Source organism: Marinifilum sp. RC60d5 (genome assembly GCF_052400665.1).
Classification (GTDB): Bacteria; Bacteroidota; Bacteroidia; order Bacteroidales; family Marinifilaceae; genus JBQTGK01.
On record NZ_JBQTGK010000002.1, the window covers coordinates 320,892 to 345,729 of the forward strand.

17 protein-coding genes are annotated in these 24,838 nt (G+C 35.2%); 11 read left to right on the forward strand and 6 right to left on the reverse strand.

Going from position 1 to position 24,838, the window contains the following annotated elements; genetic code table 11:
• Nucleotides 1–251: 251 nt before the first annotated feature.
• The 10 genes from thrA (at nt 252) to ACT3CE_RS05410 (ending at nt 12,892) form a co-directional block, all read left to right on the forward strand.
• A complete protein-coding gene (gene thrA / locus ACT3CE_RS05365; RefSeq protein ID WP_444708732.1) occupies nt 252–2,690 on the forward strand; it encodes a bifunctional aspartate kinase/homoserine dehydrogenase I in 2,439 nt (812 codons plus the stop codon).
• A gap of 86 nt (nt 2,691–2,776) precedes the next feature.
• Nucleotides 2,777–3,703, forward strand: a complete 927-nt coding sequence (locus tag ACT3CE_RS05370; RefSeq protein WP_444708733.1) for a homoserine kinase — start codon at nt 2,777–2,779, stop codon at nt 3,701–3,703.
• Between the two features lie 29 nt (nt 3,704–3,732).
• The gene (thrC, locus tag ACT3CE_RS05375; protein ID WP_444708734.1) at nt 3,733–5,040 is read left to right on the forward strand and encodes a threonine synthase; all 1,308 of its coding nucleotides are present in this window, start codon (nt 3,733–3,735) and stop codon (nt 5,038–5,040) included.
• A 318-nt stretch (nt 5,041–5,358) separates the two neighbouring features.
• Nucleotides 5,359–5,718: an HU family DNA-binding protein gene (locus tag ACT3CE_RS05380; protein ID WP_444708735.1), complete on the forward strand. Its 360-nt coding sequence runs from the start codon at nt 5,359–5,361 to the stop codon at nt 5,716–5,718.
• A gap of 68 nt (nt 5,719–5,786) precedes the next feature.
• Nucleotides 5,787–6,476 carry a TrmH family RNA methyltransferase gene (locus tag ACT3CE_RS05385; protein ID WP_444708736.1) on the forward strand — a complete coding sequence of 230 codons (690 nt, stop codon included), beginning with the start codon at nt 5,787–5,789 and terminating at the stop codon, nt 6,474–6,476.
• 164 nt (nt 6,477–6,640) lie between these two features.
• Nucleotides 6,641–7,348 (forward strand): LytTR family DNA-binding domain-containing protein, encoded by a 708-nt coding sequence (locus ACT3CE_RS05390; RefSeq protein ID WP_320118947.1) that lies wholly within the window; start codon nt 6,641–6,643, stop codon nt 7,346–7,348.
• A 51-nt stretch (nt 7,349–7,399) separates the two neighbouring features.
• Nucleotides 7,400–8,593 (forward strand): aspartate aminotransferase family protein, encoded by a 1,194-nt coding sequence (locus tag ACT3CE_RS05395; RefSeq protein WP_444708737.1) that lies wholly within the window; start codon nt 7,400–7,402, stop codon nt 8,591–8,593.
• A gap of 3 nt (nt 8,594–8,596) precedes the next feature.
• Nucleotides 8,597–9,406, forward strand: a complete 810-nt coding sequence (locus ACT3CE_RS05400; protein ID WP_444708738.1) for a hypothetical protein — start codon at nt 8,597–8,599, stop codon at nt 9,404–9,406.
• Between the two features lie 123 nt (nt 9,407–9,529).
• Complete coding sequence (locus ACT3CE_RS05405; protein WP_444708739.1) at nt 9,530–11,488, forward strand: dipeptidyl-peptidase 3 family protein; 1,959 nt, start codon at nt 9,530–9,532, stop codon at nt 11,486–11,488.
• A gap of 141 nt (nt 11,489–11,629) precedes the next feature.
• Nucleotides 11,630–12,892: a M28 family metallopeptidase gene (locus tag ACT3CE_RS05410; protein WP_444708740.1), complete on the forward strand. Its 1,263-nt coding sequence runs from the start codon at nt 11,630–11,632 to the stop codon at nt 12,890–12,892.
• Between the two features lie 425 nt (nt 12,893–13,317).
• On the opposite strand, the gene ACT3CE_RS05415 is transcribed toward ACT3CE_RS05410, so the two are convergent.
• From ACT3CE_RS05415 to ACT3CE_RS05430, 4 genes are all read right to left on the reverse strand, one after another.
• Entirely contained in the window at nt 13,318–14,061 is a 744-nt protein-coding gene (locus tag ACT3CE_RS05415; protein ID WP_444708741.1) for a DUF6261 family protein, read from the reverse strand.
• 702 nt (nt 14,062–14,763) lie between these two features.
• A complete protein-coding gene (locus tag ACT3CE_RS05420) occupies nt 14,764–17,397 on the reverse strand; it encodes a DUF5686 and carboxypeptidase regulatory-like domain-containing protein (protein ID WP_444708742.1) in 2,634 nt (877 codons plus the stop codon).
• A gap of 387 nt (nt 17,398–17,784) precedes the next feature.
• The gene (locus tag ACT3CE_RS05425) at nt 17,785–19,431 is read right to left on the reverse strand and encodes a hypothetical protein (protein ID WP_444708743.1); all 1,647 of its coding nucleotides are present in this window, start codon (nt 19,429–19,431) and stop codon (nt 17,785–17,787) included.
• A 5-nt stretch (nt 19,432–19,436) separates the two neighbouring features.
• Nucleotides 19,437–20,234 (reverse strand): ABC transporter ATP-binding protein, encoded by a 798-nt coding sequence (locus ACT3CE_RS05430; protein ID WP_444708744.1) that lies wholly within the window; start codon nt 20,232–20,234, stop codon nt 19,437–19,439.
• A 257-nt stretch (nt 20,235–20,491) separates the two neighbouring features.
• On the opposite strand from ACT3CE_RS05430, the gene htpG reads away from it, so the two are divergent.
• Complete coding sequence (gene htpG, locus ACT3CE_RS05435) at nt 20,492–22,543, forward strand: molecular chaperone HtpG (protein ID WP_444708745.1); 2,052 nt, start codon at nt 20,492–20,494, stop codon at nt 22,541–22,543.
• Nucleotides 22,544–22,789: 246 nt separating this feature from the next.
• On the opposite strand, the gene ACT3CE_RS05440 is transcribed toward htpG, so the two are convergent.
• Nucleotides 22,790–24,127, reverse strand: a complete 1,338-nt coding sequence (locus ACT3CE_RS05440) for a DEAD/DEAH box helicase (RefSeq protein WP_444708746.1) — start codon at nt 24,125–24,127, stop codon at nt 22,790–22,792.
• A gap of 109 nt (nt 24,128–24,236) precedes the next feature.
• Complete coding sequence (locus ACT3CE_RS05445; RefSeq protein WP_444708747.1) at nt 24,237–24,761, reverse strand: DUF7935 family protein; 525 nt, start codon at nt 24,759–24,761, stop codon at nt 24,237–24,239.
• Nucleotides 24,762–24,838 lie beyond the last annotated feature (77 nt).

Consider the following 24,838-nt stretch of genomic DNA (forward strand, 5'->3'; position numbering starts at 1 on the left):
ATGCGAATTTCTTTTACTACAATCACAACTACCACAACGACCCTTTAGGGGGTTATTTTATTACATATCGCCAAAGGTGGGTAGTACATACTCAAAAAGTTCATAATAAAATTGTGTAACCACAACAAGTGTCGTGCATACTTATTTGTAAATAAGATTGTAAGATAGTTGTAAACTATAACCAATATATAATCATTGATGATAGACTTGACATTTGTAGGGAGAGGAAATTATCAGAAGAAATCAAAACCATGAAAGTTTTAAAATTTGGAGGAAGCTCGGTTTCTAATGCAGAGAACTGCAATCGGGTAAAAGAGATCATTAAAAAGAATTATAAAAGCTGTAAGCAAGTTGTAGTTGTGTCGGCTTTTGGCGGAGTTACTGATGAGTTGGAACGATGCATTTCAATAGCTATTGATCGAAATAAGGAATACGAAAAAGGATTACAGGCTCTAAAGAATAGGCATTTGAAAGTATCTAAAGAGCTCGATTTACCAGAGAGTGCAGAATCACTTATTTTAAAAAAGTTTAGCGAACTTGAAGAGGTATTAAAAGGAGTTTATCTTCTCGAGGATATTTCTGAAAAAGTGAAAAATATGGTAATGGGATCAGGTGAGCTTTTATCATCGGCTATTATTTCAGAATTTTTCAAAAAATCTGGTATGAATGCAGTTTATTTCGATTCCAGAGAGTTTATAAAAACCCAAAATGGGAAAGGAGTATATTTAAACAGTCAACAAACTTTAAAAAATCTCAATAACATTAAGGAGGCTGATTTTGAGCTTGCCGTATTTCCAGGATTTATAGCTTCGGGGCAAAAAGGAGAAACAACTCTTTTAGGACGAGGAGGATCGGATTATACTGCGTCAATATTAGCTGCAGGTCTAAATTGCTCGGAGCTAGAGATATGGACAGATGTAAGTGGAATGTATAGTGCTGATCCACGTTTGGTGTCTCAAGCTGAACCTATCAGAAGAATGTCTTTTCAGGAAGCAATGGAGTTGTCTCATTTTGGAGCTAAAGTAATTTATCCTCCAACTTTAATTCCGGTAGTTCAAAATCAAATTAATGTTCGAATAAAAAATACTTTTTTGCCCGATGATGAGGGAACACTAATAAGTAAAACGCCCGAAGAAAAACGATCTGTAGTTAGAGGTTTGTCATCGGTAAACGATATTAATCTATTTACCCTATCGGGAAGTGGAATGGTCGGAATTAGCGGATTTGCATCTCGTTTTTTTACCTGCTTGGCCAAGAATAAAATTAATGTTGTTTTAATAACTCAGGCATCCTCAGAGCATAGTATAAGTGTTGGTATTCAGAAAGATGATACCGAAATGGCAGTTGAAGCTGTTTGGGAAGAATTCGAGATGGAGATCAAAATGAAATTGGTAAATGATCCTGGTGTTGAAGAGAATCTTTCAATAGTTGCCATCGTGGGTGAAGATATGGGATTTACTCCAGGTATCTCCGGAAAGGTATTTAGTGTTCTTGGAAGGAATGGTGTTAATATAAGAGCGATGGCTCAGGGTGGAAACGAAATGAATCTTACATTCATGGTTCCTACTTACGATATTAAAAAGGTCCTGAATGTAATTCATGAGGAATTTTTTGAAACTACCTATAAAAAAGTAAACCTATATATTGCTGGAGTTGGAAATGTTGGAAGCAAGCTTTTGGAGTTCGTGAAAAATCAATACGATTTTTTAATGGAAGAGAAAGGTCTTCAGTTAATTGTTCGTGGAATTACCAATAGCCGGAAAATGTATTTTGCCGGCGATGAAAATATATTGTCTTGCTGGGAAGAAAAATTGAATAAGGAGGGAGAGAAAGCTAACTTGCAAAAGTTTGTGCAAAAAATGGAGCAGGCAAATCTTCGAAATAGTGTATTTGTTGATATAACAGCAAGTGACTATGTTAGTAAGATATATCAGCAGGTTTTAAGTTCTACAGTATCTATTGTGGCATGTAATAAAATTGCAGCATCATCAGGTTTCGATAACTATATGAAAATTAAAGCTGCAGCAAAAAAACACAATGTGGAATTTATGTTCGAAAGTAATGTTGGTGCTGGCTTACCTGTAATAAGCACCATCAATAGCTTAATCGATACAGGTGATAAAATTGTAGGAATAGATGCAGTTGTATCAGGCAGCTTAAATTTTATAATGAACGAATTTAACAACGGATGTTCGTTTGTTGATGCTGTTAAAATGGCAATGGAACAGGGGTTTACTGAGCCTGACCCTAAAATTGACCTTAGTGGTATGGATGTGCTAAGAAAACTACTGATTCTATCAAGAGAAGCAGGATACAAACTTGAGGAAGGTGATGTGGAACATGAGCCAATGATCCCAAAATCATGTTTAAAGGGAAGTAGTGCAGAAGAATTATTGAAAGATTTAGAAGAAAATAACGATTACTTTGAACAGTGGCGAAAGGTGATGGAGGAGAAGAATATTCGATACCGATATATTGCGTCGTTTAAAAATGGAAAAGCAAGTGTTGGAATGAAAGAGGTTTCGCCTGATCATCCATTTTATGATATTCATGGAAAAGACAATGTGATTTCTTTGAATACAACCTGGTATAACGATCAGCCTTTAATTATTAAAGGTGCAGGTGCAGGTGCTGAAGTAACTGCTTGTGGAATTTTTGGTGATATAATTAAGATTACCAGTAATTCATAAAACTGAAATGCAAGCATAGTAAGAAAAAGTAATTTGAATTTTAAAATGTTGTAAGCCTTTAGCAAGCAGCAAAAATCTGAAATAACATGTCAGAAGTTGTAAAAATATTTGCACCCGGCAGCGTTTCTAACGTTGGTTGTGGTTTCGATATATTAGGATTTGCCATCGATGGAGTTGGCGATGAAATGATCCTAAAGAAAAATGATAAGAATGCAATAATTATAGATCCGGTAAAAGACTATGAGAATCTTCCTACTGATCCAAAAAAAAATGTTGCAGGTGTTGCCATTCAGGCACTTCTCGATGATTTGAATAGTGATCAGGGATTTGATGTTGAAATTATTAAAAATATAAAGCCAGGTAGTGGTATTGGATCGAGTGCAGCAAGTGCTGCTGGTGCAGTAGTTGCAGTAAATGAGCTTCTTGGCAAACCATATACTAAAATGCAATTGGTCGATTTTGCCATGAAAGGTGAAGAGCTTGCGTCGGGCGATGTACATGCTGATAATGTTGCACCGGCAACCTTAGGAGGTTTTTGCCTGATTCGTGGATACAATCCATTGGATATTGTACATATTAATCCTCCCAAAGATTTATGGTGCACTGTAATTCATCCGCAAATCGAGATAAAGACCAAAGAATCCAGAGAGTTATTATCTCCGGAAGTTCCATTAAAAAAGGCGATTCGTCAATGGGGTAATGTGGCTGGCTTAATGTCGGGTTTATATACTTCCGATTATGGACTAATTGGTCGATCTCTCGAAGATCATATTGTAGAGCCACAACGAAAAGTTTTAATTCCTGAATTTGATAAACTTAAGGAATCAGTTATGAATGCTGGCGCATTGGGCTGTTCAATTTCCGGATCGGGTCCGTCGGTATTTTCATTGGCCAAAGGAAGAGAGTCGGCCGATGCAATAGCTGCAGCAATGGATACAGTATTTAAAAACACTAATTTAGATTATAAAATTTATGTTTCTAAAATTAGTGAAGGTGGTGTAAGAGTTATATAAATATTGTATTGAACTTAAGTTATTCGTAAATGAAATATTTTAGCACAAATAATAAAGAATTAAGATACGGATTTAAAGATGCCGTAATAAAAGGACTGGCTCCGGATAAAGGTTTATTTTTTCCTGTGTCTATTCCTCAGTTAAGCAAAGCGTTTTTTGAGAAATTACCTCAAATGAGTTTGGCACAGATTGGTTTTGAGGTGGCAAAACATTTTGTAGGTGAGGATATCAGTCAGTCCGATTTAAAAAATATATGCGAGGAGGTTTTCAATTTCCCGATTCCATTAGTTAAGGTAGAAGATAGCGTTTATTCATTGGAATTGTTTCATGGTCCTACTTGTGCCTTTAAAGATGTAGGCGCACGTTTTATGAGCAGATGCCTGGGTGTATTTGCAAAACAAAATAAAGAAGAAGTAACAATTTTAGTTGCAACATCAGGCGATACCGGTAGTGCTGTTGCAAATGGTTTTCTGGGCGTAAAAGGTGTTAAAGTCATTATTTTGTATCCCAAAGGAAAGGTAAGCAAAATACAGGAACAGCAACTTACTACTATGGGACAGAATATTACAGCCCTAGAAGTGGAGGGAACATTCGACGATTGTCAGGCTTTGGTAAAGAAAGCTTTTGCCGATAAAGACTTGAGTACAAAGATGAATTTAACATCAGCTAATTCAATAAATATTGCTCGTTTGCTTCCTCAGAGTTTTTATTATTTCTATGCTTTGGCGCAATTACAAGCTAAAGATAAAGATGTAATTGTATCGGTGCCAAGTGGTAATTATGGAAACTTAACAGGTGGATTGCTGGCTAAGCAAATGGGATTGCCCATAAAGAAATTTGTAGCCTCGGCCAATAGAAATAAGGTAGTGCCCGATTATTTAGAAAGTGGTTTGTATGAGCCAAAAGCTTCGGTTCAAACCATTTCTAACGCAATGGATGTTGGTGCCCCAAGTAATTTTGAGCGAATGATGGAATTGTACCAAAATGAGCATGTGGATATTTTAAAAGATATTAATGGTGCCTGGTATTCTGATAAGGAAACTGAGAAAATAATGGCTGAGGTATACAAAAAAGAGGGATATATTCTTGACCCTCACGGAGCTGTCGGCTATTTAGGATTAAAAAAATATCTGGATAAGAAAAGTGAACTTGGTATTTTTTTAGAAACTGCACATCCTGCTAAATTTAAGGATACAGTTGAAAAAGTAATAAAAAGTGAGCTAGAGATACCAGAATACCTTAAACAGTGTCTAAATAAGGAAAAAAACAGCATTATTATTGGAAAGGAATTTGCATCTCTTAAAACATATTTATTAAAGCAGTCGCTTGTAAAATAAGGTTAAATTAAAATTGATACTAATTTAATGTGTTGAGTACGAAGCAATCTAAAATTGTTTAATAGTTTATATTGTGTTTTGCCTAGTCTTATTTTGCTGATTTACAGTTCGTAATATATTTTCTAGTATTCAATAGAGGCTTAGGGGTAAATTAAAACGTTTGTTGTAAATTAAATTCTGTTAAATTAAAACATCAAATAAATACAGTTATGATTTAATTAAAATTCGTGTATTATTTGGTAAAAGGGACTTCTGGAGAAAAATAGATTTTTATTATGTTGATGTTATTAAAATGGGAAAATTCTTATTTTTTCCTAATTGAAATTTGCAAACGTTCAGAAATCCTTTATATTTGTATATGATTCAAGTTTAAAAGCATTTTTAACCCTAAAATTTTATAAAGTTATGAACAAAGCTCAATTAATTGATGCAATTGCAAACAAAGCAGGTTTAACTAAAGCAGATTCTAAAAAAGCATTAGATGCTTTTATCGAAACAACAACTGAAGCGTTAAAAGGTGATGATAGAGTTGCTCTTGTAGGATTTGGTTCTTTTTCAGTTTCTAAGCGTGATGCAAGAACTGGTAGAAATCCTCAGACTGGTAAACCTATTAATATTCCAGCTAAAAAAGTTATTAAATTTAAAGCTGGTTCAGAATTAGCAGACTCTGTACAATAAATATATTGTAAGTTAATGAATTTGAGGGGGTATTAATACCTCCTTTTTTTATATCTAAATTTTTGAGAATGGAGAAAAAACTCCTTGTTGAATCGGTTAAGTTTATGGAACAATTTGTGTCCGAGAAACGTGTAAACCTGGTTAATTCGAATGCAGATAATAGAACAAGGTACATAACTGTTGTGCTGGAAAATATTTTCCAAGCTCAAAATGCCAGTGCCGTTATGCGGTCTTGCGATTGCTTTGGAATTCAGGATTTGCATGTAATAGAAAATTCAAACGAATATACTCTTAATCCTGATGTGGTTATGGGATCTTCAAAATGGGTTGACCTGTACAGATATAATGAAAAAGAAGAAAACACTTTAGATACAATACACAGCCTTAAGAAGAATGGCTATCGCATAATTGCAACTACGCCACATACAAATGATATCTTATTACCCGATTTCGATTTAAAAAAAGGCAAAGCTGCATTCTTTTTTGGTACCGAATTAACCGGTTTGTCGGATGTGGTAATGAATAATGCCGACGAATTTGTTAAAATACCAATGTATGGTTTTACCGAAAGTTTTAATATTTCTGTTTCAGCAGCCTTGGTCTTAAACCATTTGTCAACAGAAATTAGAAGAGAGAATGTAAATTGGAGCTTGAGTGAGACCGAAAAACTAGAATTAAAACTCGAATGGTTAAAAAAATCAGTAAGAAAAGGCGATAAATTACTCGAAGAGTTTTTTTTACGATTTAAGAATGAGTAATTTATTAAGAAGAAATACTGTTTTCTTAGTTTTTTATTCGTGAGAATATTATTTAATAAATATTTCGGAAATGGTAAAAAGATTATTATTTTTGATGAAGCCAATATTCCTGTTGATAAGTAAAATTTATTTACTTTTTCTTGACCTTAAAATTTTTCCAATATATGAATTGTGTTGTAATAGATGATGATAAACTTTCAAGGAAAGTTGTTGAAAGTTATATAGAAAGAACTGATTTTTTAACATTTGGAGCATCCTATTCAAGTGCGATCGATGCAATTAATAATATCAAGAAAAATGAGCCTGTAGACTTGATTTTTCTGGATATTGAGATGCCTGAAATGAGTGGAATGGAGTTCTTAAATAGTTTAAATACTACTCCGCAAATAATAATAATATCATCAAAAGAACAATATGCGCTCGAAGCTTTCGAATATGATGTAACTGATTATTTACTTAAACCAATTAGTTACAGTCGATTTTTTAAAGCAGCAAACAAAGCAAATAAACGTTATAAAAATAGCGAAGGCTTTGTTCAGGATAATAACGAAATCTTTATTAAAAGTAATTCCTCTTTAGTTCGTTTAAATTACGATGATATTTTATGGATAGAAGCTTTGGAGAATTATGTTGTGGTAAACACTTATCAGGAAAAGTATACAATCCATTTTACCATGAAAGCTATTGAAGAGAAAATGCCAGCGGCAAGATTCTCAAGAATTCATCGTTCATATATTGTAAATCTTAGCAAAATTGAATTAATCGAAGATAATTCTGTGGTAATTAATACCGAAGGTGGAGCTAAGTCGATTCCAATTGGTAAATCGTATCGCGACAAGTTAATGGGAGATATTAATTTAATGACCCGATAGTTTTTTTATAGCAGGATTTTTGTGAATTTTGTAAGCAATATAATTCTGGATATGATTACAAATCGACAATTATTTCTACAACACGTAGCAACTACCTCTGATTACCCTATTTCACTGGAAATTGAGAGAGCAGAAGGAATATATATGTACAGCCCGGACGGAAAGCCATATTTGGATCTCGTATCGGGCGTTTCTGTTAGTAATCTTGGGCACGGACATCCCCGTGTAAGACAAGCAATAAAAGATCAGGTTGATAAATACATGCACCTAATGGTGTATGGGGAGTTCGTTGAAACTCCACAAGTACTTTTGGCAAAGCTTTTAGCCGATAATCTTCCGGAAAATTTAAATTCTGTTTATTTTGTTAACTCTGGAAGTGAGGCCAACGAAGGTGCGCTAAAATTGGCAAAGCGATATACTGGTCGATCTGAAATCATTTATTTTACAAGAGCATACCATGGAAGTACTCATGGAGCTTTAAGTGTTTTGTGCGACGAAGAAATGAAAAATGCATTTCGTCCTTTATTGCCAGATACCCGAATGATTGAATTTGGAAATTCAATTGATCTGGATCAGATCACAGAAAAAACTGCTTGTGTAATCTTAGAGCCAATTCAATCAGAAGGTGGAATGATTATTCCATCGAAAGAATACATTAAGGCCTTGCGTGCCAAATGTACTGAAATGGGCGCTTTGCTTATTTTTGATGAGGTGCAGATGGGATTTGCTAGAACAGGAAAACTATTTGCTTTTGAGCATTTCGATGTTGTACCCGATATTTTATGTCTGGGCAAAGCAATGGGAGGTGGAATGCCAATCGGAGCGTTTGTATCCGATAAGAAAATCTTAGATTCGTTTAAAAGTAACCCAATGCTTGGGCACATAACAACATTTGGAGGTCATCCTGTTTGTTGTGCCGCAGCTAAGGCAGCATTGGAAGTGTTACTCGAAGAAAATATAGTAGTCGATGTTCAGCGTAAAGGTGAACTTTTTGTTGAACTTTTAAAAGATCATCCATTGGTGAAAGGATTCCGACAGTTAGGGCTTTTTATAGCTGTTATTGTAGAATCAAAGGCTATCATGCTTGAGATTATGAAAGAAGCTTACGAATTAGGTGTGGTAATGGATGCTTTCCTTTTTTGTGATGATGCTTATCGAATTGCACCACCATTAAATATTACTGATGAGGAAATTCATAGTGCAGCTGACCTACTAATTAGGGCTATGGATAAAGTAAATAAATAAAGTATGAGGTTTTCGTTTGTTCTTATTCTAATTGTATTTACATCTTTTAATCTTGCTGCTCAATCGGTGTTGGCAGATTTCGAAGTAATGGCAAATACGAAATTTGAGCAATTACAATTGGCAAATTCCGATTCTCTTAAATTAGAGATTTGTAAAAGTCTGGAGGATTCTTTTTTTGATGTTCTAAGTCATGAAGAGAGTTTCCTGTATCCTTTTTCTAAATTAGATAAAATGGGGAAGTTAACTTCTCCCGATAATTTATTTAGGATATACAATTGGAATTGTGTGTTGTCCGATGGCACTTATCGCTACTTTGGATTGATTCAAATTGCGGATAAATCGAATTGTAAGCTTATCAAATTATCCGATAACAGAGCCAATGCCAATATGTTTACAAGCTATAAGGCAAACAATTGGCCGGGAGCTCTCTATTATAAAATAATTCCATTTAAATCCGAAAAGGTAAATTCTTATTTGCTTTTGGCCTGGGATGGAAATACGATCTCATCGAATAAGAAATTAATTGAGGTGTTAAGCATAAATAAAAATGGAGAAGTTCAATTTGGGAAACCTGTAATTTTGTGGAGAGGGAAATTGTTGAATCGGGTGGTTTTTGAATATGCCAAACAGGCTCAAATGACCATTCAGTATCAGAAAAAAAAGAAGCGATTAGTTTTCGATCATCTGGCACCATCTTTACCGAATTACAAAAATCAATTTGAATATTACGGACCCGATTTTTCCTATGATGCACTGATTTTAAAAAAAGGCATCTGGAAATTAAATGAAAATATCGATCCTGTAAACAAGTAAAACCAACACTTAATTTATAGGGGCAATTTGTGCTTAACTGCGAATGTATAATAAGTTGTATGAAAATATGGCTTTACTAATTTGAGAACTGTATAGGTTCTCTTTTAAAAAAGGGTATAAATTATGAGTGAATCATTTACATATCAAACCGAACAGTTTGCTGATATTAAAATAGTAAGATATCAGGTTCCTGGATTTGAAGATTTAAGTCTGCGACAGAAAGAACTGATCTATTATTTGGCGCAAGCTGCTCGTTGTGGAAGAGATATTTTATTCGATCAGAATAACAAGTATAATTTAAGTATCAGAAGAACTTTAGAAGCCATTCTAAAATCGTATGATGGTGATCGTGAATGTGAAGATTTTAAAAATTTTATAGTCTACACTAAACGCGTTTGGTTTTCAAATGGGATTCATCATCATTACTCAATGGATAAGTTCTTGCCTGAATTTGATGCTGAGTATTTTGGTGAGTTGCTGGCAAATACAAATTTCGAATTGTTGCCTTTACAGGAAAAAGAAGATGTGCCGGCTTTGATGAATCGATTGGTTCCTGTGATTTTTGATGAAAAAGTCGATTGTAAGCGTGTAGTATTAAATCCGGAAATGGATTTGATAGCCGATTCGGCAAATAACTACTACGAAGGCGTAAATCAGGAAGAAGTAGAAGAGTTTTATGCTAAAGCAGATAAGGGTGATCCGGAAAAACCCTTATCAATAGGATTGAATTCGAAATTGATTAAAGAGAATAATCAAATCATTGAAAAAGTTTGGAAGATTGGAGGAATGTATAGCGAGGCAATTGAAAAAATTGTTTTCTACCTGGAAAAAGCTATCCCTTTTGCTGATAGTGAATTGCAAAAGAAATCCTTGCTTAAATTGGTTGATTTTTACAAAACCGGTGATCTGAAAACCTTCGATGAATATTCCATTCTTTGGGTGAAAGATCTGGATGCACACATTGATGTGGTAAATGGTTTTATAGAAGTTTATGGCGATGCTTTGGCTTTTAAGGCCAGCTGGGAATCGGTAGTCAACTTTAAAGATATTGAGGCTACAAAGCGTACCGAAATAATATCGAATAATGCACAATGGTTCGAAGATAATTCGCCGGTTGATGAGCGTTTTAAAAAAGATGAGGTAAAAGGTGTTAGCGCTAAGGTAATTACGGTTGCTATGTTGGGTGGCGATTGTCATCCGGCAACGCCAATTGGAGTTAACTTACCAAATGCCGAGTGGATTCGAAAAGACCATGGAAGTAAATCGGTAACAATTGATAACATAACACATGCATATCATCAGTCTTCTTTAAAAGGTGGAATGATAGAAGAATTTGCATATAGCAAAGAGGAAGTTGCCAGAGCAAAAGAACATGGATATTTAGGTGGAAATTTGCATACCGATTTGCATGAATGTTTGGGGCACGGATCGGGACAATTATTGCCCGGAGTAGGTATGGATGCCTTGAAAAACTACCATTCAACTTTGGAAGAGGCAAGAGCCGATTTATTCGCCTTGTATTACATGATGGATGAAAAAATGCTTGAGTTGGGATTAATGCCAACTCTTGATGTAGCCAAAGCGGAGTACGATGGATATATTAGAAATGGTCTGCTTACTCAGCTAACCAGAATTGAATTGGGAAAAGATATCGAGGAATCGCACATGCGAAATCGCCAGCTGATTGCTAAGTGGGTGTATGAAAAAGGAGAAGGAGTAATTGAGAAGCGAACAAAAGATGGCAAAAGCTATTTTGTAGTAAATGATTACCAGAAACTAAGAAATTTATTTGGAGAGCTGCTAGCTGAAGTTCAACGTATAAAATCGGAAGGTGATTTCGAAGCTGGAAAAGCTTTGGTAGAAAATTATGCCGTTAAAGTAGATGTCGACTTGCACAAAGAAGTAAAGGAGCGATTCGAAAAATTGAATTTAGCTGCCTATGCCGGCTTTATCAATCCTGATTATCATCCGGTAATGGAAGATGGTAAAATAGTGGATGTAAAAATCTCTTATCCAATGGATTTTACACAGCAGATGCTGGAATATGGAGAGAAGTATTCTTTCCTACCACATATCAATTAAAGTTATAAAATAGAGACCTTGCTTGCGAGGTCTCTATTTGTTTTATCCCGGAAATATGCTTGTATAACGAATAAAGTAAGGACTCTTACACAGAGAAATTTTCTTTTCTTATTTTTAGGCTCAACCTAATATCAAAACAGAATGATTCAAAAATTAGCTACCCTATTTAGTGTATGCCTGTTTTCTTTAACAGGCTTTGCACAAGACATGAATTATACCAAACAGTTGGTAGAGAAGTTAAGCTCAAAAGAATTTCACGGTCGTGGATATGTTTACAAAGGCGATAGTATTGCTGCTGCATATTTGTCGAAAGAGATGAAAACTATCGGACTACAAAGTTTCACTAAGAATTACTATCAGCCGTATACAACTTCGATTAATACCTATCCCGAAAATCCAATGCTAAAGCTCGATGGTGTGGAGTTGGAGTCGGCGAGTGAGTACATCGTAAATCCAAATGCAAAATCTTGTGCTGGAGAATCGGAACTCTGCTGGATTACAAAGGATGTGCTAACCAATCAGCGAAGCCTGGGAGATTTTATGAAGAAAGATCTTTCGAATTCGTTTTTGGCAATCGATTCTACAGGGCTAAACAATAAAGATTTGTACAATTTTGCTCAGGCAATGCTAAAAAAGAATGTTTTTAATGCAAAAGGTGTGGTGCTGATTAATGGTAAATTAAAGTTTTCGGCACGGACTAAAGTTGTTGATTATCCAACCTTTATGCTCAAGTCGGATGTGATTTCTCCTGATGCAAAGAAAATCAGCTACAACATAAAAAGTCAATTTATCGAGGAGTACCATACGCAGAATTTAGTTGGCTACATTCCCGGGAAGTCGGATACTTGTATTGTTTATTCGGCTCATTACGACCATTTAGGGCACTTTGGCGATAAATTTTATCCTGGAGCTAATGATAATGCCAGCGGGGTTGCCATGGTTTTAGATCTGGCAAAATATTTTAAAGCCAAGAAGAAGAAACCTCATTATACCCTGGTTTTTGCTTTGTTTAGTGGAGAAGAAGCTGGTTTGTTAGGATCAAAACATTATGCTGCAAATCCATTGCTGCCTTTAGCCAAAACTAAAATTGTTCTTAATTTTGATATGGTAGCCACTGGCGACAAAGGAATTTATGTAATTAATGGTAAAACAGTGCCTAAGGAAATGGCAAAGTTCACAGCCATTAACAAGGAAAAAGAATATGTGTTTAAGATGTTCCCAACGGGTGAATCTTCATCTTCCGATCATGCTTCCTTTCACGAAAAAGGGGTAAAAGCAGTATTCTTTTATACGCATGGCGGATTAGGAGATTACCACGAAACTACCGATACCGCCGACAAATTAGGATACGATCAGTTCGAAGGTATTTTTAAATTGATTACTGATTATACCGAAATGAAATAAGCAGTAGCCTAAAAAAACATTTACCACGAAGGGTAACGAAGAATTTTACAAAGAAACACAAAGAGCTTTTGCCATTGGCAAAAGCTCTTTTTTTATGATATCAAATCAAAACCTGTCAGGATTTTGAATCCCGACAGGTTTAAAATACAAACTAAAATGAGACTCCGAAGGAGTCAGATGTTTATCGCAATGTAATGCTATCAACCTGCGACCCCCTGTGGGGTCGAATCTATGGTTAAATATGGCATTTCGTTTATGTTAATAGTTAGTGTTAGTGCCACTGTATGATTTAAGCTCTTTTGGTTTTTCGCACCAGTACAAGTAGGGGGAGTCGTGTTTTTTTATCTTGATAGTAGTTCCCATTCTAAAAATAAAACAAGGCCTCCCGGCCTTGTTTTTACCCAACGCATTAAATTAATTTTTATTTATTCTTCCTCGCTGTTTGCTTCTGCTTCGGCAGCAGTTCGGTTTCTGCGAGCTCTTATTTTGGTGTTAACCGTATCAATGTAACGAGCAATTTTAGTAAAGATCACTGCATATTCGGCAGGTTTTACTTTCGCCATAGTTTTCAGATAAGGTAGTAGATCATCATTAAAAATATCGACCACTACTTTTTTCTGTAGGGTAGAGGGAATCACATCTTTTTTAAGAGCCAAAACATCCTGATTTTGTTTATACAATTGGTTTAGATTATTGGCAGATGTTTTTAATTCTGCAAGCGGTTGTACTACACCTACTAATGATTCTACTACAGTTTTCATATCCGGTTCTTCGAATTCCTGTAGTAAAGAAAATGCACGAGGCAATTCCTTTTCGTAACCCAATTTGTAGAACGACAAATCGTAGCCAGCTAGTTTATCTAATGCTTTCTCAGCATTTTTGGCTATAACAGGATCGGAAGAATAGGTATTGGCCTCAATAAATTTTTTCAAACAAACTACTCTGTCGTCAAAAATTTCATCGAGTTCGGCCAATTCGTTGGTAAACTCATGTTTTCTTTCAACTCTTAAAGATTCTGATAAAGCAGAATTTTCGGTATTCAATTTCGACTTTAGGTCCGATAAATAATTATCGGTACTTAAATCCATTTCATCAAGTGTTGAAAGGGCAGTACTACCAAGATGTGCTGTTTCGTCGGCAGCACATTTACTTAGAATTTTAACTTCCATAATTCAATTATTTTTAAGGTTTATTTGGGTTGGATAATTGAAATTAAAAAAAGATTATGAATTGTAAAAATCAGTCAGTATAAAAATGCTAAGTTTAACACCTTTAGAAACTTGGCAGATTTGACAGCTTAATTTTATGAATATTATTTGTACATTAATAAGTTTTTTTTGCTGCAAAGTGAATTCCATTGGCAAAGGTTACTTCGCAATGAGGGCGGGCAAAAATCTGTTGGCAAAATTCCCAAAACGAAAAAAATGGCAAAATCCACGTGGAAAAATGCTCTCGACGAAAAAAGTTGATCAAAACCACGTGGAAAAATGCTCTCGACGAAAAAAGTTGACCAAAACCACGCGGAAAAATGCTCTCGACGAACAAAGTTGACCAAAACCACGCGGAAAAGTGTTCTCGACGAGTGGAGTTGACCAAATCCATGTGGAAAAATGTTCTCGACGAGCGGGGAGGGGAAATTTTCAACAGCAAAGAGCTCTCAATGAATACTATTTGTTTTTACCTTTGGTAGAGTGGTAGCATGCTAAGGTTCTAAAGGATCTCAAAAATTAAAAACCTGTCAGGATTCTGAATTCGACAGGTTTAAAATACAAACTAAAATGTGATTCCGAAGGAGTCAGATGTTTATCGCAATGGAATGCTATAAACCTGCGCCTCCCTGTGGGGTCGAATTATCTGTTAATCGATTCATCTTAAAAATTAAACTTCAATTTTACGCCAGTATCGCGGTGCTGCTTGCCATCGAAACTCCAAAATACTTCCACATCAAGCAGAAGGAAAATCTGCGATAAGCCATAACCTACTTCCCAGTAGTTTTGTTTATTGGCATGAGTTAGGTAATTGGCAAATAAGTTTTCCTGAATGGCAAGTGAGTTGTTTAAAATAGGCAAGCGTTTAAGTAGAAAACGATCGGAGGTATATTGCAAATGTGCTTCCAGATAATCTTCGTTTGTAGAGTGTTGGTAGTAATCCAGCAATCGGAAGGTATCCCACGAACTGCCAAGCATTACTGTTGGTTTACTGGTATTAAAATGGCGATAATCAGCAAAAAAAGTTTTTTTGTGCGAAAGAAAACTACCTGCTTTTAGCTTATACTCTAGTCGGTCGTTAAAACCAATATCGAATGCTTGTTTTAGTGATGTTTCCAAAAGAGAATAATCGGTTTCCGAATCGAACACATCTTTAAGGCCTTTTTTGTAGAGTAGCGAGAATGTTGGCTGAGCGTGATAGCTGATCATACGTTTAACACCTTGTTTTACGGTATATCTATGGCGAGGGGTATAGTCCAGTTGAGCAATAAAAGTTAAGGCCTTATTATCGCGTACCAATTCAGGATTTATTCCTTCCGGAATGTTCGATGAATAGTCCTGATCATCAGGATTGGAAATGTACCAGCTGTTGGTATTGTACAGTTGTTTTCTGTTGGCATATTCCAGTTCTGTATAAAGATTTAGGCCATTTGAAAGATCCGTTTCGTGCCAGATGCTCACATAATTTTTATCGTAGAGTTTTAGGTAATTATCTTTAAAATACAAGCTACTTATTGCGTTTAACATTGGATTAATTCCCGATTCCTCATTAAAATCGACAGCCTTGCTTCCTGCTTCAAAGGCAATCCAGGCACGTTTCATTCCGTTGTAACGGTAACTACTTTTAATCGAGAAATCGAGATGCTCACGAGAAAATGCATAGGTAGGAGCCGATGTTAATTCGAAATAATGCCCCAAAGTATCTTTTTTTGAATACGAGAAAGGAGCTTCGAAAGTAAACCCCTGAACCGTATTATAGGAAATTTTATCGATAGCAAAAAGACCAGGAACCGATAAACGAGAATTTTCTTCTTTGTATCGATAGGTTTTACCAAACAGGATGTGATTGAATTTAAATTCGCGATTGGCTCTGCGAACTGAGTCTTTGTATTCTGGTGTGTTACGCACAATTTTGAGAGAATCTTTTTGGTCGAAACTAATTTTCTCATCATCAGAAAGTGGGATAGGGCGCATTTCTGCCCAATACAAAGAGTCTTTGTTTTTGGCATCTTTCGCCATTTTTACTTTCTCTATTTTTATTTCCAGAGGTTCTTTTATTTTCTCTTTTTTCTTTTCCTGATTTTCTTTCTCCATCAGTCGATACAGCTTTCGCATATCCCCATTGTCCATATCGTTTTTTTCCAAAAGATTTTGAATGTCCTCTTTTCGTTTTTTCTCCCTGGTCGACAGAATTTCAGAATCTTTACCATCGGTTAATTGGCTGATATCTTTTTCTTCCTGTTTTCTGGCTAGCTCTTGTTGTTTTAATAAATCATGATTTAAATCCGGATTCAATTTTACTTTGTAATCTTTAATCGAGGCAACATACATTCCCTCCAAACCAAATCCCAAGCCTTTAAATTTAATTTCGAAATCGAAACTTACAGGCATCCACACCTCTTTTGTTACGGGAGCATACAATTGATGCATCTGAACATCGGTCATGGGAAGAGTGAGTTGTAAATCGGCAGAATGAATGTTCCAGTAGGTTTCGCTAATGTTTAAGTATCCGCGAAACAAATCTTTTCCTTTTCGTTTAGGGATTACTTTAATGCGATTTATGGTTCTTCCCTGATCTTCAAAAACCGATTCCAATTGAAATTTGTATACACTAAAAGCGGTTTTGTCGAGTGGCGAAATAAATCCATCGTCACGGGTATTGTATAAGTTTGCAGTAATAAACTGCATCGGATTTGCCTGATCATCCAATCCCGATGTTCGAATAGAAATTACTTCTTCCTCAACTTTATTGGGCAATTTAAAATGAATTTTTGAGATATTTTCGGTTACGAACGTTTTTCCTACGCTAATATCTTGTTCGGCTAATTTCTTTTTAAAAAGTCGGGGTACACTGGTTATTTTTCCCGATCCTTTCAGGTATACCTTATTATCGTATTCGCTAACCTGTTTGGTGTAATAATCGCCCATGGCAATGGCTTTTCGCATTACATAGTAAGCCGGATCTTCACCACTTGCCAGTATTTTTACTTCAGTTAACTGATAAGTTTGAGGAGCTAAGGCTACATCCATTTCCAGATCATTCCCGTTCATGTTAACTGTTACTTCTTTGGTTTTAAAGCCCAGATATCGGTATTGTAAATTCCATTCTCCAGCTGGCAGATCGAGGCGGTATTTACCTTCGATATTTGAAGTAGTTCCGCTTGCCAAATCTGTAATGTAGATATTGGCAAAGGGAATGGCATTTCCATCGGTATCGGTAATTTTTCCTGAAATTTGTTGTGAGAATAAAGTTGCAGGGAATAAGAAAAATAGTAGGAATAGGAAATTTTTTGTCATGTTTGGCTTTTGTTTTATGTGACGCTTATGGGGTTACTATAGTTACAGTTGATGCTAAAAAGAGAACTGAATTTAGTTGTTGTCTTTAATTAGAATGCATTGGACATGATATTGGTTGCCTGAGATTAAAAAACATACAAAACAATATATTTTATACTATCAATTGTGAATTTAAATAAAAAAGAAATATTCTGGTAAACAGTTTTGTGTATTTTATGTTTTTTTAACAGCTTAAGAAAACTCATGTTGTAAGTTTGGAATTCCGACTTGAGTTCTGATTCCCAATATATTTTTTGTAATCGTTTAAGCAGCGAGAATCATAAATATCTTACACAATCTGCGTCTAAATAGAAAAAAAGCTGCCTCTTTCGAAACAGCTTTGATAGTTTAGTTTTTAATCTTATTCCAGGATATTTTCCTGAAACTACGTAATCTTATGTAGACTATAAGAGCTAGAATCGGTATTGCAGCAGGTATTCCATAAGGAATAAAGCTAAGTCCATAATGCAGAAGACCAATTGCTGTTGCTGATATCATTAACAACATTCCTTTCAGAAAGTTTCCACCAGCATCTTGTGTTTCTCTTTCTTTGGTAAATGGAAGAATAGGATCGCTCCACGATTGCATTAAAGATGAAACAATTACGATAGAAAGAAAGCCATAAATCAAATCATCAATTACTTGAATACCCCAAATTGTTAGGGCTGCTGCCGATATAATGATATAAATAGGAATATAATATTTTACCATTACCGATTTGAATGATCCCAATAAAACATCGCCCGGTTTATCAATTGGGAGAATCTGGTAGAACCAGCTCGATTTGTTCTGATCGCTGTATCCCAATTGCTGAGTAATGCTAAAAGAAACAACAATGGTAGTATAAATAAACCAAAGGTATTTATTGCTTTCGGCAAGAGCTTCTATACTAAATGTTTCCTTTGTTTTAAAGGCAAATATCAAAATAAAGATAAAGATGTAACCAAAGGAAGGGTATGCAGATTGTTTGAATTTTCGTTCGCGTCCGCTTATGAGCCAAACCATATTAAAAGCTGTTGATTCCACCTGATTTTTTGTGAATATTCTGCTTAGTCTGGAACTTAAGCTTCTGTTTTCATTTTTTTCTTTGATTACTTTTTTTTCTTTGTTACCTGCGGTGTCGAGTTGAGCTAATGCATTGTTAAACTTTGGAGCCAGTACCTTCACAACAAAAACCAAACTGATAATCGGAACCAAAACAGCACAACTAAAAAAGATCAAGTGCGATAGGTCGTAAGTGTTTGTAATGTAGGCATCAAAGCTACCACTCATCCACAAAGGAGGAACCAGGTAAGACCACCAGTGAATTTGCATTTGAATATTGCTTACATCATACACATCCATCATTTGTGGCATTAGCTGATAAGCCCCCATAAACAAAATGGCCATGGCAATCTGGAAATACACAATAATGTCTTTCAGTTTTTGTCCACTTACCAAATTCATTACTCCCAAATAGAAAATATTGGTTAAAAACAAGGTGAAAAGCGCTGCAAATAATAGGAGTAAAAGCAGAATAATGGTGGCAATAAATCCATGGTTGATAATGCTTGTAATCATCATGAATAGCGATAAAGATAAACTCATGTGGAGCATGTAACAGGCAATATGAAGAATTTTTGCCAGCACAATGGTTCTGCTATTTATTGGGCGTGGCATTAATATGCTATTGTCTCGGGTATCCATCAATACATTGGTAAATTCCGATATCATTAACATAGCAATCATCATCATTACAAAAGCAAAGAAAATAGTATAACTTACCATTGGGTTTTTTATTCTAATGCATATTAAGCCTATAAACGCACCCAATACGCTGTAAACTAAGGTTTGCAGGAGTAATTGATTGTTAGAATTTTTTCCTTTTTGCGACAAAGATATACTTCTGCGGTTGTCCATTTTTAGTTTCGCAGAAAGAATAATGCAAAGCTGATGATAGTCGGCTCCCATTGCATTTATTAATCCCTTAAATGGGAGTAAAATAGATTTTACCATGCTCCCTAGTTTTCGAATACGTTAATAATTTCTTCTGCCTTTTTGCTGTGTCCCGATGTCCCGGTTAATGCGGTGAACAACGATTCCAGCGAGCCGGTACTTGCTTTTGAGTTTAATTCCTCAAAACTACCATCAGCTACTACTTTTCCCTGATCGATGAGTATAATTCGGTCGGATATTTTTTCTACCACATCCATAATGTGAGAACTGTAGAAAATAGTTTTGCCTTCTTTGGCCAGTTGTGTCAGAATCTCTTTTACAATAATCACCGAATTGGCATCTAAGCCCGATAAGGGTTCATCCATGAAAATGATATCCGGATTGTGAATTAAACCTGAGATAATTAAGATTTTCTGACGCATTCCTTTCGAGAAAGAATTCAATCTCTCATCGGCATGAGCCTTCATCTCAAATAAATCAAGAAGTTTTTCAGTTTTAGTAGTAATATCACTTATCGACATGCCATGCAATTCGCCAACAAATTGCAAATATTCACGTGGAGTCAGTGTTTCGTATAAAACAGCATTTTCCGGAATGTATCCAATTCTTTTTTTGATATTTGTAGCTTCCTTTTTTAAATCCATTCCAAGGATCGTTATCTCACCTTCAAAATCGGTTAATAATCCACATAAAACTTTAACAGTTGTTGATTTTCCTGCGCCATTTGGGCCAATATATCCTATAATCTGACCCGGTTTTATTTCCAAATCAATTCCTTTCAATACCTTATTTTCTGCTCTACCATTTTGGTAACTTTTTTCAAGATTTTGAATGCTGATTACAGTATTTTGATTTTCGTGCATAGTTTTTTTCTTGGTTTAATAATGTATCTAAAAGTAAGATAAAGTTAAATAGAATGTTTGTTAAATTATGATTTTTCGATTTTCCAGCTGATTTGATCGGGAAAATGAAGTTTTTGCACGATTTTATTGATCCAAACTGACAGATTCCTGCATTTTTTACACATTTTCTGTCTTAATGACAGTTTTACAGTATTGGCATAAGCTTTGACTATTGGCAAGCTGAAAAATTGTAATTAAACTTTTAAAATAATATAAGTATGTCAACAGGAAAAATTGGTGTTACCAGTCAGGATCTGTTTCCAATCATTAAGAAATTTTTGTACTCAGATCACGATATCTTTTTAAGAGAGATTGTATCGAATGCAGTAGATGCAACTCAAAAATTGAAAACTTTAGCTTCAACAGGTGAGTTTAAAGGTGAATTAGGTGACCTAACTGTTCGTGTGAACATTGATAAAGAAGCCAAAACCATTACCATTTCGGATAGAGGAATTGGTATGACTCAGGATGAAATCGAAAAGTACATCAATCAGATTGCATTTTCTGGAGCTGAAGAGTTTCTTGATAAATACAAAGATCAGGCTAACGCAATTATTGGTCACTTTGGTTTAGGATTTTACTCTTCGTTTATGATTTCTGATCGAGTGGATATTGTAACTTTATCGCATAAAGAAGGTTCAAAAGCTGTTAAATGGAGTTGCGAGGGAAATCCGGAATATTCTCTTGAAGAGGTAGAGAAAGCTGAAAGAGGAACCGATATTGTAATGCATGTTTCGGAAGAGGAAGAAGCTTTTTTAGAGCAGAGTCGTATTCAGGAATTATTAAATAAGTACTGTAAATTCTTACCTATTGAAATTGCCTTTGGAAAAAAGACAGAATACAAAGATGGTAAGCAGGAAGAAACCGACGAGGACAATATTATTAACGATACAAATCCTGCATGGACTAAGAAACCTGCAGATTTGAAAGAGGAAGATTATGGTAATTTTTACCGTCAGTTGTACCCAATGGGAGAGGATCCATTGTTCCACATTCACCTTAATGTGGATTATCCTTTTAACCTAACTGGTATATTATACTTCCCAAAAATTAAGAACAGTGTAGAAATTCAAAAGAATAAAATTCAGTTGTACTGCAACCAGGTTTTTGTAACCGATTCAGTTGAGGGTATTGTTCCTGAATTTTTAACTCTTCTGCATGGTGTTATCGATTCACCAGATATTCCTTTAAATGTTTCTCGTTCATATTTGCAGAGCGATGGTAATGTGAAGAAAATTTCGAATCATATCACTAAAAAGGTTGCCGATAGCCTGAACGATATTTTTAAGAAAGATCGTAAAGATTTTGAAGAGAAATGGGATGATTTACGCATGTTCGTACAGTACGGAATGTTGACCGAAGAGAAATTTTACGATCGTGCCAAGAAATTCTTTATGGTGAAAAATACCGAAGGAAAATATTTTACTTTGGAAGAATATGAAGCCATCATCAAAGAAAATCAGACTGATAAGGACAAGAATATGATTACTTTGTATGCAACAGATGTTGATGCACAGTACACTTATATTGAGGCTGCTAAAGCAAAAGGTTACGATGTTTTGGTTATGGATAGTCAGTTGGATAATCACTTGATTAACCATTTAGAGCAAAAAACACCAACAACTAAATATGTTCGTGTAGACTCCGATATTATCGATAAACTAATTCAAAAAGATGAGGTAAAAGCATCTAAATTAACTGAGGAACAAAGAAATGATTTGATTCCTGTATTTAATGCTCATTTACCATCGGAAAAGGTAAATTACCTTGTTACTTTTGAATCTTTAGGAGAGGATTCGCAGCCACTAATGATTACACAGGCAGAATTTATGCGCCGAATGAAAGATATGGCTGCCATGAATGCCGGTATGGGATTTTATGGTGAAATGCCAGATTCTTACAACCTGGTTGTTAATTCCGATCATGCTTTAATTGGGGATATTCTTAAGGATAAAGAATCAAAAATGGGCGACAGTCTTACCGAGGTTTCGGCTAAACTAAAACCATTATTCGAAGAACGAGATGCTTTAGAAGCTTTAAAGAAAGATAAGAAAGACGAAGAAGTTCCTCAGGAAGAGAAAGATAAAATGGCTGATATTCAGAAACAAATAACTGAAGTAAATGCCGAGAAAGAAGAGTTGTTAAAAGGATATGGTAAAGATAATCAATTGGTAAAACAATTAATCGATCTTGCTTTACTAGCTAACAATATGTTGAAAGGTGAGGAATTGGCAAAATTCGTAAAACGTAGCGTTGAAATGATCAAATAATAATGATCCTTAGATATTATGAAAGCCGGACTCTTGAGTCCGGCTTTATTTTTTGATCTTTTCGAAGACTAGTTAATAGCTGGGAATTTGCAATTTTGTTAAAACATTATTTTCTGAAGAATATACTATTTCTGATTGGAAGTTGTTATTCTAAGCAAGAAGTTCTTGAACTATTTTTTTTGCCAGACTGGAGAGCTTCTTGCGTAAATTTAGTAGTGCAAAAAAAAAGCCCAATAGGGCTTTTCATTATTTCTTTTTATATCTGTTTCTTTTCTTTTGATTTCGTTTTTGAGCTTCCAATTGTTTTTGTCGACCTTTCGACATTGAAGGAGTCTTAGAGTTTTTAGCAGATTTTTTGTGAAAAGCTCCGCTCTTTACATCCAAACGAACCGTATTTTTAATTTTAATATTTCGGGTTTGTTTTTTCTCATCTTCTAAAAGCTGAGAGGTAATTTCAACATCTAAAGGAACCGACTCCAGCGATACTGGTTTTTGAATTAATTCCTCAATCTTTTCCATTAATTCCTCTTCTCCGGCATTCACAAAACTAATAGCTGTACCTTCTTTTTCGGCACGTCCTGTTCTACCTACACGGTGAACATATTCTACATAGTTAGAAGGAATATCGAAGTTAATTACGTGGCTAATATCATCAATATCGATACCACGGGCAGCTACATCCGAGGCAACCATAACTCTTGCACGTCCTTCTTTAAATGCATTTAATGCATTAATACGAGTATTCTGCGCCTTGTTCGAGTGAATAACACTAAGATCTTCGCCAAGAATAGTTTCCAGGCGTTCCACTATTCTGTCAGCATTTTTTTTGGTCTCGGTAAAAACCATCACCTTATTAAATACTTCTTTGTCTTCCAGTAAATATTTTAACAGATTAATTTTACTTAGAATATTTGGTGCCTGATATTGTATTTGGTGGATGTTTTTTACGGTAGATGCCTGAGGAGCAACTTCAATTCGATCTGGGTTTAGCAGAAATGAATCGGCCATTTGAGCAATTGTATCCGAGAAAGTTGCCGAGAACAATAAGTTCTGATGAGCTTCAGGTAAAATCTCAAAAATAGCATTTAACTGCGGCATGAAACCTAAGTCCATCATTTTATCAGCTTCATCAATAACTAAGGTTTTGATTTGTGTAAATTTCAGGATTCGGGTCATGTAGATATCCATTAGGCGACCCGGGGTTGCCACAATAATATCAACACCTTCATATAGTTTTTCTTTTTGAGTGTTGATATTTACACCACCGTAAACGCCAACAGCTCTAATATCCATATAAGGAGTTAGTAATTCGATTGTTTCTACAACCTGCAGCACTAATTCTCGAGTTGGAACCACAATTAAGGCTCTGGGATCATAGCCTTTTGCATAAGCCAGTTTCATCAAAATAGGCATTAGGTAGGCTAAAGTCTTTCCTGTTCCGGTTTGGGCTATTCCAATAATATCTTTTCCCGATCGAACCGGAGAAAATACTTTGTGCTGAATATCAGTCGGTTTTTCGAAACCGGCTTCGTCCAGCGCCATTCTAATTTGTTTGCTTAATTTGATATCGTCGAATGAATTCATCGCGGTATTTTTATTGAAAATTTCAGCAAAAATAGTTAAAATAAGTGAATGTGTGAATTTGTATGAAGTGATTGAACGAAAAAAATGAATTTAAATTCAATACACTACTTTATTTCCAAATTAAACCAATTTCTTCTTTTAATGCATTAATGGCAATATCAATGGGCGGTTTTTGCAATTGCATGTGTGCTTCTATAACCGATTTACTTAGTCCTAGCGACGAATCGGTAGGAATTAATTGTAAAGCTTCTGCATTTATTAGTTGAACCATAGCTTCTTTTGCATTTTTAATTTGCGTCCAAAGTTGGGGAGAGATATAAATCTGTTGAGATAAATTGTGTTCGAATTCTGTTCTTATTGCATTTACTAATTTCTGTTGAAATTGTTGATTGTTTAATCCTGCTGTATTTTCACGAATTATTAAGGATTCAGGATGAATACGTTCCAGAAAAAGGATTAAGCGTTCATAGGCTTGCAGTCGTATTGGAGTAATTTCCTGTTGATTGGAAAGGTATAAGTCCATTTTTTGTTTTTGATGTTCACGACGTAAAAATGCACGAATTACAATATATGCTGCCATAAAAACTACCAGTGATGGTAGTATATACTTACTTATTTCTAAAAAGTCTTTCATTTTTTATACTTCCTTAATGATTTTTTGAATTTTATGAGCTCCCCGAATGTCTAAAAAGATTATATTTACACACTGAT